General features: G+C 59.5%; 11 protein-coding genes and 1 pseudogene. 6 read left to right on the forward strand and 6 right to left on the reverse strand.

Annotation, left to right across the window (positions count from 1 at the left end; translation table 11 throughout):
* Nucleotides 1-199: 199 nt before the first annotated feature.
* Entirely contained in the window at nucleotides 200-532 is a 333-nt protein-coding gene (locus FEM54_RS07625) for a DUF2790 domain-containing protein (RefSeq protein ID WP_138450289.1), read from the reverse strand.
* 226 nt (nucleotides 533-758) lie between these two features.
* Here FEM54_RS07625 and FEM54_RS07630 point away from each other — a divergent pair, with 226 nt between their 5' ends.
* From FEM54_RS07630 to FEM54_RS07640, 3 genes are all read left to right on the forward strand, one after another.
* Nucleotides 759-2,078, forward strand: a complete 1,320-nt coding sequence (locus tag FEM54_RS07630) for an OprD family porin (RefSeq protein WP_138450291.1) — start codon at nucleotides 759-761, stop codon at nucleotides 2,076-2,078.
* A gap of 343 nt (nucleotides 2,079-2,421) precedes the next feature.
* Complete coding sequence (locus tag FEM54_RS07635) at nucleotides 2,422-3,096, forward strand: heavy metal response regulator transcription factor (RefSeq protein ID WP_017137677.1); 675 nt, start codon at nucleotides 2,422-2,424, stop codon at nucleotides 3,094-3,096.
* The gene (locus FEM54_RS07640; RefSeq protein ID WP_138450292.1) at nucleotides 3,093-4,487 is read left to right on the forward strand and encodes a heavy metal sensor histidine kinase; all 1,395 of its coding nucleotides are present in this window, start codon (nucleotides 3,093-3,095) and stop codon (nucleotides 4,485-4,487) included. Before FEM54_RS07635 ends, FEM54_RS07640 begins: the two co-directional genes overlap by 4 nt.
* A gap of 271 nt (nucleotides 4,488-4,758) precedes the next feature.
* Here the strand turns inward: FEM54_RS07640 and FEM54_RS07645 are convergent, their stop codons facing one another.
* The 4 genes and pseudogenes from FEM54_RS07645 to FEM54_RS07660 form a co-directional block, all read right to left on the reverse strand.
* Nucleotides 4,759-7,893 (reverse strand): CusA/CzcA family heavy metal efflux RND transporter, encoded by a 3,135-nt coding sequence (locus FEM54_RS07645; protein WP_138450294.1) that lies wholly within the window; start codon nucleotides 7,891-7,893, stop codon nucleotides 4,759-4,761.
* Between the two features lie 18 nt (nucleotides 7,894-7,911).
* Nucleotides 7,912-9,018, reverse strand: a pseudogene (locus FEM54_RS07650) (efflux RND transporter periplasmic adaptor subunit).
* Nucleotides 9,019-9,036: 18 nt separating this feature from the next.
* Nucleotides 9,037-10,257: a TolC family protein gene (locus FEM54_RS07655; protein ID WP_138450296.1), complete on the reverse strand. Its 1,221-nt coding sequence runs from the start codon at nucleotides 10,255-10,257 to the stop codon at nucleotides 9,037-9,039.
* Between the two features lie 111 nt (nucleotides 10,258-10,368).
* A complete protein-coding gene (locus tag FEM54_RS07660) occupies nucleotides 10,369-11,274 on the reverse strand; it encodes a cation diffusion facilitator family transporter (protein WP_017134522.1) in 906 nt (301 codons plus the stop codon).
* A 216-nt stretch (nucleotides 11,275-11,490) separates the two neighbouring features.
* On the opposite strand from FEM54_RS07660, the gene FEM54_RS07665 reads away from it, so the two are divergent.
* Nucleotides 11,491-12,861 (forward strand): GntT/GntP/DsdX family permease, encoded by a 1,371-nt coding sequence (locus FEM54_RS07665; protein WP_056859179.1) that lies wholly within the window; start codon nucleotides 11,491-11,493, stop codon nucleotides 12,859-12,861.
* A gap of 150 nt (nucleotides 12,862-13,011) precedes the next feature.
* A complete protein-coding gene (locus tag FEM54_RS07670; RefSeq protein ID WP_138450299.1) occupies nucleotides 13,012-14,016 on the forward strand; it encodes a DUF4917 family protein in 1,005 nt (334 codons plus the stop codon).
* Between the two features lie 93 nt (nucleotides 14,017-14,109).
* Here FEM54_RS07670 and FEM54_RS07675 read toward each other — a convergent pair whose 3' ends face one another.
* A complete protein-coding gene (locus tag FEM54_RS07675; protein ID WP_138450300.1) occupies nucleotides 14,110-15,399 on the reverse strand; it encodes an MFS transporter in 1,290 nt (429 codons plus the stop codon).
* A gap of 186 nt (nucleotides 15,400-15,585) precedes the next feature.
* Here FEM54_RS07675 and FEM54_RS07680 point away from each other — a divergent pair.
* Nucleotides 15,586-15,942, forward strand: a 357-nt coding sequence (locus tag FEM54_RS07680; protein ID WP_138450301.1) for a TIGR00366 family protein, incomplete at its 3' end; no start/stop codon positions are given.

Raw genomic sequence — 15,942 nt, forward strand, 5'->3', positions numbered from 1 at the left:
GCATTTCACTTTCCAGGCTCTCCTTGACCTGCTGCAAGCTCGACAATTCTTCGCGAAGAGCAGACAGCTCTTGCTTCAGGCGGGTATTGAACATGAGGCACCGATGGCATTGGGTGAGGTGTATCTGACCTGCATCGGCGCTGCGGGCGTTTTCTGAAGCGTTTTTTTCGCCGCAGCCAGCTGTCTTTTTTTGGATCCATTAACCGCCGTTGTTTCGACACACACCCATCACTTGGTATTCCAGGGTATTGAGCTTGCCGGTGGAGTCTTCATAGGTCATGCGTGACGGCACCGCTTCGCAGGAGCGGATCGGCGGCGTTACGTTGACCACCCTCTCAATGTCCAGCTTCATGCCATAGCGGTAGGTCTGCACCTCGGGTGCGGGCTTGCCCTTCTTTTCGGCGTAAGCAGCCATGGCTTTTTCATTGCGCTCCATCATCAGGGCAAAGGTGCGGTCCCCGCCGCCTTCGGCCAACGCGCCAAAAGACAGGACCGCGACCAATACACCCAGGGCAACTTTATAAGCGTTCATCATTAGTTCCTCGTCAGAAAAGTTCAGTGACGAGATTAATCAACCAACCCTGACGCAATGTTCACCAAAACATTACTTATTTGTTAGGTGGCCGTGAGTTTCCAGAATTGTAATGTTCACGCCATGAGTTCGTTATCCGCGGTTTGCAACTATCGGCCCGGGCCAGATCAATAAGAACGCCCGCCTCTATAAGAAGCTGAAAACTGCCACTACCCAGGAGCGAACCATGCGCATTACTAACCATATCCTTCCCTTTTCCTTGCTCGCCGCACTGCCCCTGGCGGCCGTGGCCTTAGAGGACAAGCCCGAAGGTTTTATCGAAGGCAGCAGCGTGAACGTGCTGGCGCGCACGTTTTACTTCAACCGCGATGACCGCAAGGGCCAGTCCAGCCCTACCGGCAACGGTTACTCTGAAGCCCTGGCGCAGGGCTTGATCGGCAAATTCGAATCCGGGTTTACCCAAGGCACCGTTGGCTTCGGCCTGGATGCGTTCGTCATGTACGGCCTCAAGCTCGACTCGGGCACCGGTCGCAGCGGCGGCAAGGGGTCGTTCGGCGTGCTGCCGGTAGACAGCGACAACCACCCCGAAAGCAGCTACAGCAAATTCGGCGGCGCGGCGAAACTACGGGTGCTGGATACGGTGATAAAAGCTGGCGATGTGTTCCCCGCCACGCCGGTGGTGGCCGCTGGCGATTCGCGCCTGTTGCCGGAAAGCTTTCGCGGCGTCACCGCTCACAACACCAGCTTTGAGGGCCTGAGCCTGCAAGGCGGGCGCTTGAGCGGCATGAGCCAGCCGAGTGAAAGCGGCATGAACAAGGGCTTTGCGACCTTCTATGCAGGTAAGGTCGACTCGCCCTGGATCGGCTATTTCGGCGGCGAATACGCGGTGAACAAACACCTCAGTGTCAGTGCGTACAGCAGCCGCCTGAAGGACGCCTGGGACCAGTACTACGTCGGCACCAACGCCAGTTACCCATTGAGTGAAAACGTGTCCTTGTTCGGTGACGTGAACTATTACAAGGCCGTGGACGAAGGCAAAAAACTGCTGGGCGAATTCAACAACAACATCTGGAGCGCCAGGCTCGGGGTCAAGGTCGGCGCCCACAGCCTGGCCCTCTCGCACCAGCGCAACAACGGCAATGACGACTTCGATTACCTGCGCCAGTCGGACTCGATCTTCCTCAACAACTCGATCCAGTACAGCGATTTCAACTCGCCCAAGGAGCGCTCATGGATGGCCCGCTACGACCTCGACATGCAGGCCTTCGGCATTCCCGGCCTCTCATTCATGACCCGCTACGCCAAAGGCACCGGCGCCGACTACAGCAATGCCAACGCGGTGTACATGCGCCGCGATGCAGCCGGTAACCCGCTGACCGATCAACGCCGATGGGAACGGGATATCGAGGCCAAGTACGTGGTGCAAAGTGGCAGCCTCAAGGATTTGTCCTTGCGTTTACGCCAGGCCACGGTGCGCTCCAGTGCGTTCGAGTCAGACCTGGAGGAAGTTCGCTTGATTGCCGAGTATCCACTGGTTGCACTGTGAGCCCTTACATTCGTTTGCCGTTAACTAACATCTGTTCACAAATAGCCAGGTATCAAAACTGTAATATTGAGCTCAGCTTCCCGTTAAGTTGAAGTTCCTATACTCGCATCAACTTATTTTGCACCGAGCAACATTCGTCTCTAGAAGCTTTTTTGTAGCTCCTTTGGAAAGAGATGAATTTTTAACGCCCCTCGGGGCGTTTTTTTTTGCGGGCAGGTTTAGCAGCGACCAATGGTCGCAGTTGACCCTGAAGCTACTTCACGGTTCAGACTTTTCCTACTCCCAAAACACCTGATTCCATAAGGAAATGGAGCCCTTATCCCTCAGTAAAAGGTAACCCCCCATGCGTATCCTTGTGGTTGAGGACGAGCAAAAAACCGCCGACTACCTGCAACAGGGCCTGAATGAAAGCGGCTATGTGGTGGACTGCGCGTCCAATGGCATCGACGGCCTGCACCTGGCCGGGCAGCACGCCTATGAGCTGGTCATCCTCGACGTCAACCTGCCGGGCAAAGATGGCTGGGAAGTGCTGGAGCAATTGCGCCGCAATGGCACACAACGGGTGATGATGCTGACTGCCCGTGGCCGCCTGGCCGACAAGATCAAGGGCCTGGACATGGGCGCCGATGATTACCTGGTCAAACCCTTCGAGTTTCCCGAGCTGCTGGCGCGGGTGCGTACCCTGTTGCGGCGCAGTGAGCATATCCCCCAGCCGGACGTGTTCCGCGTTTTGGACCTGGAACTGGACCCGCGTCGCCATCGCGCCTATCGCGGCACCCGGCGTATCGACCTGACCACCAAGGAGTTTGCGCTGCTGCAGGTGCTGATGCGCCAGACCGGCGAAGTACTGACCCGCACGCAGATTATTTCGCTGGTGTGGGACATGAATTTCGACTGCGACACCAATGTGGTGGAAGTCTCCATCAGCCGCCTGCGGGCCAAGGTCGATGACCAGAGCGAAGTGAAACTGATCCACACCATTCGCGGCGTGGGTTATGTGCTGGAGGCACGCGGATGAGAACCGGGAGTTTGTCGATGCGCCTCGGCTTGACGGTCAGCCTGATGGGCGCCGGCCTGGTGCTGTTGCTGGCGACCCTGGCGTACGTGGCCCTGACCCACGAGTTGGAAAAGCTGGCGCGCAAGAACCTGGAAAGCAAGATGGAGCAGATCCAGCACAGCCTGGCCCAAGGCCTGGATGCCAACCGCATCCGCGCCCGCCCGCACTCATTGATGGACCTGGTGATCGGCCACGACAACTTCTACCTGACCATCGTCGGCACCGCACCGGATGAAAGCGTCTTGCTGAGCATCGGCGCCAAGCCCCAGGAGCCTTTGTTGACGGACTTCACCCCCTGGGAAACCCTCGGCTACCTCAATTGGGCCGACAGCAATGGCAACCAGGTGCTCAGCGCCTCCAGCCTGATGCGCCTGGCCAATGGCGAACGGGTGCGCGTACTGCTGTCGCTGGACCGCATGGACGATCAGGCGTTGCTCAGTGCCTACCTGCGCGCCACGTTGATTGCCTTGCCGATGCTGCTGATCCTGATCGGCATGGGCGCCTGGTGGCTGGTGCAACGCGGGCTCGCGCCACTGAAGCAGTTCAGTCATGTGGCGGCCAAGGTCACCACCCAGGACCTGACCCACCGTTTATCCATCGACAACCTGCCCCAGGAACTGGGCGAACTGGCCCATGGCTTCAACGTGATGCTCGACCGCCTGGACGCGGGCGTGCAACAGCTGTCGCAGTTCTCCGATGACCTTGCCCACGAAATGCGCGCGCCACTGACCAACCTGATGGGCAAGGCTCAGGTGACACTGTCCCGCCAGCGGCCACCGGAGGAATACAAAGCAGTGCTGGAGTCCAACACCGAAGAGCTCGAACGCCTGGCGCGCATCGTCTCCGACATGCTGTTTCTGGCCCAGGTCAGCCATCCGGCCGCGCGGGGCTCATTTACCCAAGTGTCGCTGGCAGAAGAGGCCCATCGAGTGATGGATTTATTCGCCTTGAGTGCCGAAGACAAACAACTGACCCTGACCCTCAACGGCGATGCCCAGGTACAGGGCGATCGCCTGATGATTCAACGTGCCCTGTCCAACCTGCTGTCCAATGCCATCCGCCACAGCCCGGCGCAGTCGCATATTTCAATGCTGGTGGAGGCCTACGGCAATCAGGTTGCGCTGTCGGTCAGCAACCCCGGCCCGGGGATTGAGGCGCAGCACCTGCCGCACCTGTTCGAACGTTTCTACCGCGTCGACAGCAGCCGCGCCCGTACCGAAGGCGGCACCGGGCTGGGCCTGGCCATCGTGCAATCAATCATGGCCCTGCACCAGGGGCAGGCTGATGTGCGCAGCCTGCCCGGTGGCTTTACCTTGTTTCGCCTGGTGTTTCCTCGGGTACTGCCTGAATAGGGAATGCGGACTTCAAACCAAAGCCGATCCACTGTGGGAGCTGTCGAGCTTTAGCGAGGCTGCGAAAGCGGTGGGTCAGGCACCTTATATCTCGCCTGTACCGCCGCCTTCGCAGCCTCGCTGGGGCTCGACAGCTCCCACATGTGAGCTTTGTCGCTGGCAAAATCTGCGTTCGACGCGATGGCCCTGCTGACCAAGACCCAAGCAACAAAGCCGATCCACTGTGGGAGCTTTGGTGATTTCATTACCAAGCCCGCTCAGCTCATACGCATCATTCCTCCTTGCGATGCGCCCATTGGTACAGCGCCGGCAGTACCAGCAAGGTCAGCAACGTAGAGGAAATAATTCCGCCGATCACCACCGTCGCCAGCGGCCGCTGCACTTCGGCGCCGGTGCCGGTGGCGAGTGCCATGGGGATAAATCCAAGTGACGCTACCAGCGCCGTCATCAACACCGGGCGCAAGCGCGTCAGAGCGCCTTCGTTGACCGCCAGCGCTAACGAGCGGCCTTCTTCACGCAGGTTGCGGATAAAGGCAATCATCACCAGGCCGTTCAGCACCGCCACACCGGACAACGCGATAAAGCCCACGCCTGCCGAGATCGATAGCGGAATATCGCGCAGCCACAACGCCATGATGCCACCGGTCAAGGCGAACGGAATCCCGGTAAACACCAGTAAGCCGTCCTTGAGGTTGTTGAACATCATAAACAGCAACCCGAACACCAGCAGCAACGCCACCGGCACCACGATGCGCAAACGCTCGGAGGCTTCCTTCAACTGTTCGAACTGGCCGCCCCAGGTGGTCCAGTAACCGGCGGGCACCTTCACCTGGGTGCTGATGGCCGTCTCGGCCTCTTCGACAAACGAGCCGATATCACGCCCGCGCACGTTGGCGCTGACAATTACCAGACGCTTGCCATTCTCGCGGCTGATCTGGTTCGGGCCGAGCACCAGGTCCAGGCTGGCGACCTGAGACAACGCAATAAATCCCAACTGCCCCGCCGCACTCCCGGCCAACGCCGGCACCGGAATCAACAGCCGCGACAAGCCTTCGATATCGGTGCGCAACGCGTCGGATAACCGCACCACCATGTCAAAACGCCGGTCGCCTTCGTACAACGTACCGGCCTGGCGTCCACCCACGGCCACGGCAATGGTGTCCTGCACATCACCCACGTTCAGGCCAAAACGTGCGGCCTTGTCACGGTCGATATTGATCGTCAGCACCGGCAGGCCGGAGGTCTGCTCCACCTTCACCTCCGAGGCACCATCAAGCTTTTGCAAGGTCTCGGCGATTTCCCCGGCGGTCTTGTTGAGCACCGCCATGTCATCGCCAAATACTTTCACCGCCACATCGCTGCGCACCCCGGAAATCAGCTCGTTGAACCGCAGCTGAATCGGTTGCGACAGTTCATACGCACTGCCCGGCACAATCGCACTGGCGCGCTGGATATCGGCAATCAGCGCCTCGCGGGACTTCTTCGGGTCTGGCCATTGGTCCTTCGGTTTAAGCATCACGTAGCTGTCGGAAATGTTCGGCGGCATCGGGTCGGAAGCGATTTCCGCCGTGCCCGTGCGCGCAAACACGCGCTCGATTTCCGGCACTTGGGCGATCAGTATTTTTTCCAGCTGCTGCTGCATCTGCACCGATTGCGACAGGCTGGTGCCGGGTACGCGCAAAGCCTGTTGGGCGAAGTCGCCTTCACTGAGGCTGGGGATAAACTCGCTGCCCATGCGACTCGCTACCGCGCCCGAGGCGACGATGGTCAACACCGCCAAACCGAACACCAATGAACGGCGCGTCATGACCCAATCCAGCACCGGCGCATAGACCCGACGCGCAGTGCGCATCACCAGGTTTTCTTCTTCCTTGACCTTGCCGGTCACGAACAGCGCAATCGCGGCGGGCACGAACGTCACCGACAGAATCATCGCGCCCAGCAGCGCAATCACCACGGTAAACGCCATGGGATGGAACATCTTCCCGGCCACGCCAGTGAGGGCGAAAATCGGCAGGTAAACCACCATGATGATCAACTGCCCGAAGATCAGCGCACGCCGTGCTTCCTTGGCCGCCGCGAACACTTCATGCAGGCGCTCGCTGCGCGTCAATAACCGCCCATGTCGCTGCTGCGCATGGGCCAGACGGCGGATCGCGTTTTCGACGATCACCACCGCGCCGTCGACGATAATGCCGAAGTCCAGCGCGCCGAGGCTCATCAGGTTGGCGCTGACTTTGTTGGTGAACATGCCGGTAAAGGTGAACAACATTGCCAGCGGAATCACCATCGCCGTGATCAGCGCCGCGCGGATATTGCCCAGGAACAGAAACAACACCGCGACCACCAACAGCGCGCCTTCGAAGAGGTTTTTCTTCACCGTGGCGATGGCTTTTTCCACCAGGTTGGTGCGGTCGTAGACCGTCACGGCGACCACACCGGCGGGCAGCGAACGGTTGATTTCCTCGAGTTTCTTCGCCACCGCCTGGGACACGGTGCGGCTGTTTTCGCCGATCAACATGAACACCGTGCCCAGCACCACTTCACGGCCGTTTTCGGTGGCCGCGCCGGTGCGCAGCTCGCGGCCGATTTCGACTTGCGCCACATTGCGCACGCGGATCGGCGTGCCATCCGAGCTGGTGATCACAATGTTGGCTATATCATCAATCGACGCCACCTGACCCGGCGCACGGATCAGCAATTGCTCGCCACTGCGCTCGATGTAACCGGCGCCGACGTTGGCATTGTTGCGCTCCAGCGCCGTGACCAGATCACCCAAGGTCAGGTTGTAGGCCGCCAGGCGCTTGGGGTCCGGGGCTATCTGGTATTCCTTGGCGAAACCACCGATGGTGTTGATCTCGGCCACGCCCGGCACATTGCGCAGTTGCGGCTTGATGATCCAGTCCTGGATCACGCGCAGGTCGGTCGGCGTGTAGGGCGTGCCGTCGTCCTTGCGCGCGCCGTCTTCGGCCTCGACGGTCCACAGGAAAATTTCGCCAAGGCCGGTGGAAATCGGCCCCATCGCGGTTTCGATGCCCAACGGCAGTTGCCCGCGTGCCACTTGCAGGCGCTCATTGACCAATTGCCGGGCGAAAAACAGGTCGGTGCCGTCTTTGAAAATCACCGTCACCTGGGACAACCCCGAACGCGACAGCGAACGCGTCTGCTGCAAACCCGGCAGCCCGGCCATGGCGGTTTCAATCGGAAAGGTAATGCGCTGCTCGGTTTCCAGCGGCGAAAAACCGGCCGCCGCCGAGTTGATCTGTACCTGCACGTTGGTAATGTCAGGCACCGCGTCGATGGGCAACTTCTGATAGCTGGCGATGCCGACACCGGCCATCAACAGCACCGCCAGCAGCACAATGATGCGCTGCTCGATGGCGAATTGGATAAGGCGCTCAAACATGGGGAATCACTCGCAGGATCAATGGGCGTGCTCGGCCGAGCCTTTACCCAGTTCGGACTTGAGGATGAAGCTGCCGACAGTGGCCACCTGCGCCCCGGCCTCAAGGCCCTGGCGCACTTCGACGTAGCCGTTTTCGCTCACACCGAGTTCGAGGTGACGGGTGATAAAGCCTTGCGCAGTGCGCACAAACACTGAGGGTTTGTCCTCGACGGTCTGGATCGCGGTTTCTGGCACGGTGACCTTGGCCTGGTAGGTATCGGTGGCCAATTGCACCGTCACAAACAGGCCCGGGCGCCAGGCGTCATCGGGGTTGGGCACGGTCACGCGCACGGTGGCGGTACGCGTCTGCTCGCCAAGCAGGTTGCCCACATAGGCCACGGTGCCCTGCACCTGCGTGCCCATTTCCGTGGAGGTGACCTTCACCGGTTTGCCGACCCGGACCTTGTTCAAATCCTTGGGAAACACACCGAAGGTGATCCACACCTGGGACAGGTCCGAGAGCGTGAAGGCGTTGCTGGTCTCGCCGACCACCTCGCCGACGCCGAGGTGTTTTTCCACCACTACGCCGGCGAACGGCGCACGCAGTTCATAACGATTGCCGCCGACCAGGACCGCGCTGCCGCTGAGGGCAGTCATCTTCTGGCGCGCATTGTTCAGGGCGATTTCGGCCTCTTGCAAGGTCTGACGCGCCAGCAGGTAATCCTGTTCGGCGGAGATTTCGTCCTTCCACAATTGGCGCTCGCGTTGGAACGTAGTGCGCGCCAATTCGACCCGGCGCTCGCTGGCCGCCAGCTCGCTGCGCTGGTCGGAAATCTGCTGGCTGGAGATGACCGCCAACAGCTCGCCTTTCTTCACCGACTGGCCAAGGTTGACCTTCACCGCCTACACCACACCGGCCGCACGCGGGACGATGTGCGAGGTACGGTCCTCGTCGAAACGCACTTCCCCCGGCAGCGTCAGCACTGTACTGATCGAGCCCGGTTGTGCCTGGGCGAGCTGGATACCGGCGGCCTGGATCTGCTGTTCAGTGAGTTCAAGCGCGCCTTCTTCTTCATCGGCGGCGGCAAAGCCAGACAGCATCAGGCCCAGGGCGACAGCGAGCGCCACGCCATGTGTATGTTTCATAAAGGACTCCAGAAGAAATCAAAACCGGGCGAGGTCGCCGTAAATTCGTTCGATGCGCACCCAGGCATCGGTGGCCTGGGCGGTCGCCGTGAGGTATTGGGTGCGTGCGGCGATCAAGGTGCGCTGGGCGTCGAGCACGTCGAGGAAGTTGAACTTGCCCATCTCGAAGCCACGGGTGGCGCTGTCCACCGCGCTTTGGGCGGCGGGCAGGATCTGTTGGTTGAAGGCGCGCACTTCGGTATCGGCGGTTTGCCACAGGTCCAGGGCCTGGCGGGTCTCGGTGCGCAGGCGCAGTTCGACAGCGTTACGCAGGTCGCGGGCCTGGTCGGCGCGGCGGCTGGCGGCAAGCACATTGCCCTGGTTACGGTTGAACAACGGGATCGGCATGGACACACCCACCACGTTCACACGTTCACGCACGCTGGCGTCGTACTGGCTGCCGATCGACACGTCGAGGTCGGGAATTCGCTGGGCTTTTTCCAGGCCCACGCTGGCCTCGTTTTGCTGAATTTGCAGTTCAGCCAGGCGTAACTCGGTGGTTTGCTCAAGGCGCGCCAGCAGTTGTGCCGAGGGCGGCAACGGTGGTGCGGATTGGCTTTGCGTGGCGACTGCCTGGAAGTCAGGGGTGGCGCTGCCGGTGCTGGCGGCGAGGCGGCGGTAGGCATCCGTGAGGCCGATCTGTGCGCGGTTGAGCTCCAGGCGGATCTCCGACAACTGCACCTGGGCGCGAGTGGCTTCTACCGGCGACGATTTGCCGGCTTTGACGCGGCCATTGGCGACCATCAGGCCGCGCTCGGCCAAGGCCATTGAGCGTTGCGCCAGGTCGAGGCGCTCCTGGGCACGCAGGGCGCCGTAGTAGCTGTCGATCACATCGGCGCGCAGGCCATTGCGCCGCTGCTCAAGGGTCAACGCGGCGGCATCCTGAGCGCGTGTTGCCACATCAATGCGCGCACCGCGTTTGCCGCCCAGCTCCAAGGTCTGGCTGAGTTTGATGGTGGTGGTGCGCGAGTTGCGGCGGGTGTCTTCGGCATCCCAGGAAGCCACTGGGTTGGGGATCAAGCCCGCCTGCTGGCGGCCGCCTTGGGCAATGTCGATTTCCCATTGCGCGGCGGCCAGGTCGGGGTTGTTGGCGAAGGCGGTTTGCAGGGCTGAATCAAGAGTCAGGGTTTGCGCCTGGGCAGCGTTCGCCGCTACCCACAACGCTGCGCCCCCCAAAAATGTTCTAAACGAAAGTGCCATAACGAGAGTTCCACGCCCATGAATTCGCTGAGGTTTACCAGCGGGGGCAATGTAGCTTTCGCGACTTATCAGAGCGGTGGAGCAAAGATTACAAATCCGAAAGGCACAGCCTCAAGCGTGCACCTCGTCAGGGTCGTCGTGATGAAAACCTTCGCCTTCGACCTGCAAGGTGACGTGGGAAATATCGAACTGTTCGTGCAGCAATTCCGTCACCCTTGTGAGGATTTGTTGCTCAGTGCCTTGGGACGGATCCGCGACCAAATGCGTGCTGAGCACATTCTTGCCGCTGGTCAGCGCCCAGATATGCAGGTCGTGTACGTCCTTGACTCCAGGCACGCTGCGAATGGCCTGCTCAACCTGATCGATATCCATGCCGTCCGGCACGCCTTGCAGCAGTACGTTCATGCTTTCCTTGAGCAGCGTCCAGGTGCGTGGCAACACCCAGAAACCAATCGCCGCCGCCACCACGGAGTCGACCCAGCCCCAGCCGGTAAACATGATGACCACCGCCGCGATGATCACGCCGATAGAACCGAGCATGTCGCTCCAGACTTCCAGGTAAGCGCCCTTCACATTCAGGCTTTCACCGCTGGCAGCACTGAGCAGGCGCATGGAGATCAGGTTGACGATCAGCCCCAGCACCGCAATCACCAGCATGCCGGTGGACTGGATTTCGGCTGGCGCCTGCAGTCGTTGATAAGCCTCGTAAAGGATGTAAAACGCCACGGCGAACAGCAGCAGCGCATTAAAGGCCGCCGCCAGGATTTCGAAACGCGCATAACCAAAAGTGCGCTTGCGGTCGGCCGCACGCTTGGCGACCTGAATGGCCACCAGGGAAATCGCCAGGGCCAGGGCGTCGGTCATCATGTGCGCGGCGTCGGACAACAACGCCAGGCTGCCGGTGACAAAAGCGCCAATAACCTCGGCAATCATGAAGCTGCCGGTCAGCCCCAGGGCCATCCATAACTTGCGTTCGTGGCCGGCGCGTACTTGGGCGTGGCTGTGTCCTGCGCTCATGATATGTCCTCATGGTTTGTAGTCCGTTGATCATAGAGCTATAGGCCAAATTCCCGCGCATACCTTGCGAACTTGTCACTCGCCCGCCAGCTCATCGTTAGATTGAGCGCACCAAAATCGCCCATGCATGCGCTGCGGCAGTTCTATCAGGTATGCTTTTCGAGCAGGAAACAAAAAGAAACAAATTAGCCAACCTGTTCGATAAGGAGTCCCGTTTTGGAGTTATCGACTGCCGCGTGGATGGTTCACGACACCCGCCTCATGTTTTGTGTTCTGCTGGCCATCGCCAGCATCATTGTGTTGATCAGCGCCACCAAACTGCCGCCGTTCCTGTCGATCCTGATTGGCACGTTCATCGCCGGTGTGGGCGCTGGGTTGCCGCCGGAAGAAGTCGCCAAAGCCTTCAGCAAAGGCGCCGGGGCGATCCTCGGTGAAGCCGGGATCATCATCGCCCTGGGCTCGATGCTCGGCGCGCTGATGGCCGAATCCGGCGCGGCCGACCGCATCGCCACCACCTTGCTTGGGTTGGGCAAAGGCAAGTCACTGCCGTGGGTGATGGCGCTGGTGGCCATGGTGATTGGGTTGCCGCTGTTCTTCGAAGTCGGCCTGGTGATGATGGTGCCGATCATCTTCGTGATGGCCAAGCGTTCGAACCAGCCACTGCTGAAAATCGCCATCCCGGCGCTGGCGGGCATGACCACCCTGCACGCCCTGATGCCACCGCATCCGGGGCCATTGATTGCGGTGGGCGCGTTGCACGCCGACCTGGGCCTGACCATGTTGCTGGGCTTCTGCCTGGCGGTGCCGGCAGTGATTCTCGCTGGCCCGCTCTATGGCAACTGGCTGTCCAAGCGCCTGCACGTGGATGAGCCGGCCGACATCGGCGCGCTGTTCAGCGCACCGCCCAAGGCGCCACGCCAGCCGAGCTTCGGTGTGTCGCTGCTGATCATTTTGTTGCCGGTGATTTTAATGCTCGGCAGCACCTTGGCCAAAGTCGCGTTGCCAGCCGAAAGTACCGTCGGCCTGACCTTGAAGTTCCTCGGTGAACCGCTGATCGCCCTCGGCCTGGCCGTGATCGCTGCCGTCATCTGCCTGGGCTGGGCCGCCGGCATGCCGCGTGCCGAAGTCGGCAACACCCTGCGCAAAGCCCTCGCGCCCATCGCCGTGTTACTACTGACCATCGGCGCCGGCGGCGGCCTCAAGCAAACCCTGCTGGACGCCGGCGTCAGCCAGACCATCAGCAAGGTCGCCGAAGGCGCGCACATGCCGTATCTGCTGCTGGCCTGGCTGATCGCCGTGGCCCTGCGCCAGGCCACCGGCTCGGCGACAGTTGCTACCACCACTACGGCGGGCATCCTCGCGCCGATGATGGCCGGGCTGGCCGCGACCCAGAGTTCCTTGGTTGCACTGGCGATTGGCGCGGGCTCGGTGTTCTTTTGCCACGTCAACGACGCTGGGTTCTGGATGGTGCGTGAGTATTTTGGTTTGCAGCTGAAGCAGACGATTTGGGTGTGGTCGGTGTTGCAGACGATTGTTTCGGTGGTCGGGCTGGTCGGTACGCTGCTGCTCTGGCACTTTCTTACGTAATCCCCTACTGAAATCGTTCTCGATATTGTGCATACGAGAACGATTTCATTGCGTTTCAAACAATTACCAATCTTGCTTTGAATGGCCAGTAGTGGCATAAAGTCATCACTCAATATACCGTTTTGAATATTACTCACAAGGAGCGTGACGGTGATTACCTATAACGACGCGATAATATCGATTCCGCAGGGCCAAAAACCCTCGATTCTACTGGCTAATGGGTTCTCCCAAGCGTGGGATCACACCATTTTCAACTACAAGTACCTGCTTCAAGCTGCTGACTTTGGAGACCGCTCAACTCCCATTAAGGAACTCTTCAAAAGACTCAACACCTACGACTTTGAAAAGGTCATGAAGAGGCTAGTTTCCACACAGCTCGTCCTTGAAATTTACGACGCAGACCCACAACTTATTGCAAAAGTAAAACAAGACCAAGAAGTATTAAAATCCGCACTTATCAGTGCAATCTCCAACACTCACCCGCCGCTACCCAATAACGTTACCGACGAACAGTATATAAGCGCACGAACTTTCCTTTCTCAGTTCACTCAGATATTCACCTTAAACTATGATTTACTGCTTTACTGGGCAAGAAACAAAAACAACTTACCTCCGGAGTACTATTCAACCAATGATGGGTTCGGTGGATATCCATTGCAATGGCGAGGAAACGGGAGCGGTCAACAGGTCCACTTTCTGCATGGCGGACTACACCTCTATGACACAGTGTCCGGGGTAAAAAAACACAAATGTACTGAGGACGGCGTGCCGATAATCGATCAAGTCAGAAACAACTTGGAGAATGGAAAATTCCCTCTATTCGTAGCTGAGCCCACCTATGAGAAAAAACGTGCTCGGATAGAGCACAACCCATACCTAAACTATTGCTTTCGCAAACTTAGAAGTTTGCGGGACACGCTTTTTATATATGGCCACTCTATAGCAGATAATGACAGCCACATTTTCAAAGAAATAAAACATAGTCAAGTGGAAAAGGTGTTTATCAGCATCTACGGGGACGCCGAAAGCAAGGAAAACCAAATGACGATGATGAGAGCAAAAAACCAGCTATTTGGATTCGACATCGAATTTTTCCAGGCAGAGACAACCCCTATATGGGCAGCAGTAGAAGCTGAAAGCCCTCACATCCCGTAACTTAAAACCACGTTTAATATAATATTCGTCGGTTACCTCTTTCAGTCACACCTGACTAGAAGAGACTTTCTCGATATCCACTCATCAAATTAGTTAATTGCCCAAGGTGTGGCGCTTGCCAAACAGCGCCACACTCGCCACCCCCACCGCGCCCATCACCACGCAATACCCCACGCAAATCCACGGGCTGGTCGGCATCAACGCGATCAACAGCAGTGGCGTCGTACTCGCCCACAGTGCGTAAGCAATGTTGTAGGTGAAGGAGATTCCCGACACCCGCACCTGCGCCGGGAACAGGCCGACCATCACCGACGGCACCGCGCCCACCACGCCGCAACTCAAGCCCGCCACGGCATACGCCGCGCCCAGCCATACGCCGCCGCTGATCAGGCTGGCGTACAGCACCGCAATGCCCACCGGCAGCAACAGGCTGTAGACCAGCACTGCGCGCCAGGCGCCGATGCGGTCGACCAGCAAACCGGCGAGTACGCAGCCGATATTGAGGAAGACGATCCCCAGCGCACTTAGGGCGAAGGTGTGGCTGGGGCTCATGCCGAAGGTTTTTTGCATCATGGTGGGGGTGATCACCACCAGCACAACCACTGCCGAGGTGAGCACGCAAGTGAGGATCATTGCCGGCAGCAATACAGCGCGATGGTCGCGCAGGACGGTGCGCAACGGCATTTCAGCGGCGGCCTGGCGGCGAGCCTGCATTTCGAGGAACACCGGGGTTTCGCTGAGCCAGCGGCGCAGCCACACGCCGATCACACCGAACACGCCGCCGAGCAGGAACGGGAAGCGCCAGGCGTAGTCGAGGATTTCGGCGGGGGTGAAGATTTGCGCCAGCAAGGTGGCCGTGAGTGCGCCGAGCAGGTAGCCGAAGGTCAGCCCGGCTTGCAGGAAGCCCAGCGCGTAGCCTCGGTGGTGGCGCGGTGCGTGTTCGGCGACGAAGGTCCAGGCACTCGGCACTTCGCCGCCCACTGCGGCGCCTTGCAGCACGCGCAGGGCCAACAGAATCAGCGGGGCGAAATAACCGATTTGCGCGTAGGTGGGCATGATCCCGATCAGCAGGCACGGCAAGGCCATCATCAGAATGCTCAGGCTAAACACGCGTTTGCGCCCCAGGTGATCGGCGAAGTGCGCCATCAGAATGCCGCCCAGCGGGCGCGCCAGGTAACCGGTGACGAAGATGCCGAAGCTTTGCAGCAGGCGCAGCCATTCGGGCATTTCCGGCGGGAAGAACAATTGGCTGAGGGTCAGCGCAAAGAACACGAAGATAATGAAGTCGTAGATTTCCAGCGCGCCGCCGAGGGCGGCCAGGCCCAGGGTTTTGTAGTCGGAGCGGGAAAAACGCTGCGCCCGTGGGGAAAAGGTGGCAGTCATGTAAAGGCTCGGCAGACAAACAAAATGGCGTGCAGGTTATGAGCTGCGCCCAGTGATGGCAATCGCGACAGATATATTTGTTTTCCTCATGGATCGATGAAGATAACTGCATTCCCATATCAATGCCCGTAGCGGAACATGCCGTAAAACTGCCAACACCCATAATAAATACAAGAGGAAAGACTCGTGGCCGATGCTATCGAAGAAAGCCGCTATGCCCGATTTGCCCTGCGCTGTTCCAACTTCGCCGAACGCTGGTTTCCGGATTCCTGGGTGTTTGCCGCCCTGGCGGTGATCATTGTTGCCGTGGCGACCCTGGGCATGGGTGCCGCGCCGACCGAAGCCGCCAAGGCCTTTGGTGACGGGTTCTGGAGCCTGATCCCGTTCACCATGCAGATGGCCTTTGTGGTGATCGGCGGGTATGTGGTGGCCAGTTCGCCGCCCGCCGTGAAGCTGATCGACCGTCTGGCACGTATCCCCAAGAATGGCCGCTCGGCCGTGGCGTGGGTCGCGTTGATTTCCATGGTCGCCTCTTTGCTCAAC

The organism is Pseudomonas edaphica, assembly GCF_005863185.1.
GTDB lineage: Bacteria > Pseudomonadota > Gammaproteobacteria > Pseudomonadales > Pseudomonadaceae > Aquipseudomonas > Aquipseudomonas edaphica.

What these genes read in the sequence shown, in the direction of transcription:
- FEM54_RS07625 (WP_138450289.1), bottom strand. Translation starts at nt 532, where the DNA reads ATGAACGCTTATAAAGTTGCCCTGGGTGTATTGGTCGCGGTCCTGTCT.
- FEM54_RS07630 (WP_138450291.1), top strand. Translation starts at nt 759, where the DNA reads ATGCGCATTACTAACCATATCCTTCCCTTTTCCTTGCTCGCCGCACTG.
- FEM54_RS07635 (WP_017137677.1), top strand. Translation starts at nt 2,422, where the DNA reads ATGCGTATCCTTGTGGTTGAGGACGAGCAAAAAACCGCCGACTACCTG.
- FEM54_RS07640 (WP_138450292.1), top strand. Translation starts at nt 3,093, where the DNA reads ATGAGAACCGGGAGTTTGTCGATGCGCCTCGGCTTGACGGTCAGCCTG.
- FEM54_RS07645 (WP_138450294.1), bottom strand. Translation starts at nt 7,893, where the DNA reads ATGTTTGAGCGCCTTATCCAATTCGCCATCGAGCAGCGCATCATTGTG.
- FEM54_RS07655 (WP_138450296.1), bottom strand. Translation starts at nt 10,257, where the DNA reads ATGGCACTTTCGTTTAGAACATTTTTGGGGGGCGCAGCGTTGTGGGTA.
- FEM54_RS07660 (WP_017134522.1), bottom strand. Translation starts at nt 11,274, where the DNA reads ATGAGCGCAGGACACAGCCACGCCCAAGTACGCGCCGGCCACGAACGC.
- FEM54_RS07675 (WP_138450300.1), bottom strand. Translation starts at nt 15,399, where the DNA reads ATGACTGCCACCTTTTCCCCACGGGCGCAGCGTTTTTCCCGCTCCGAC.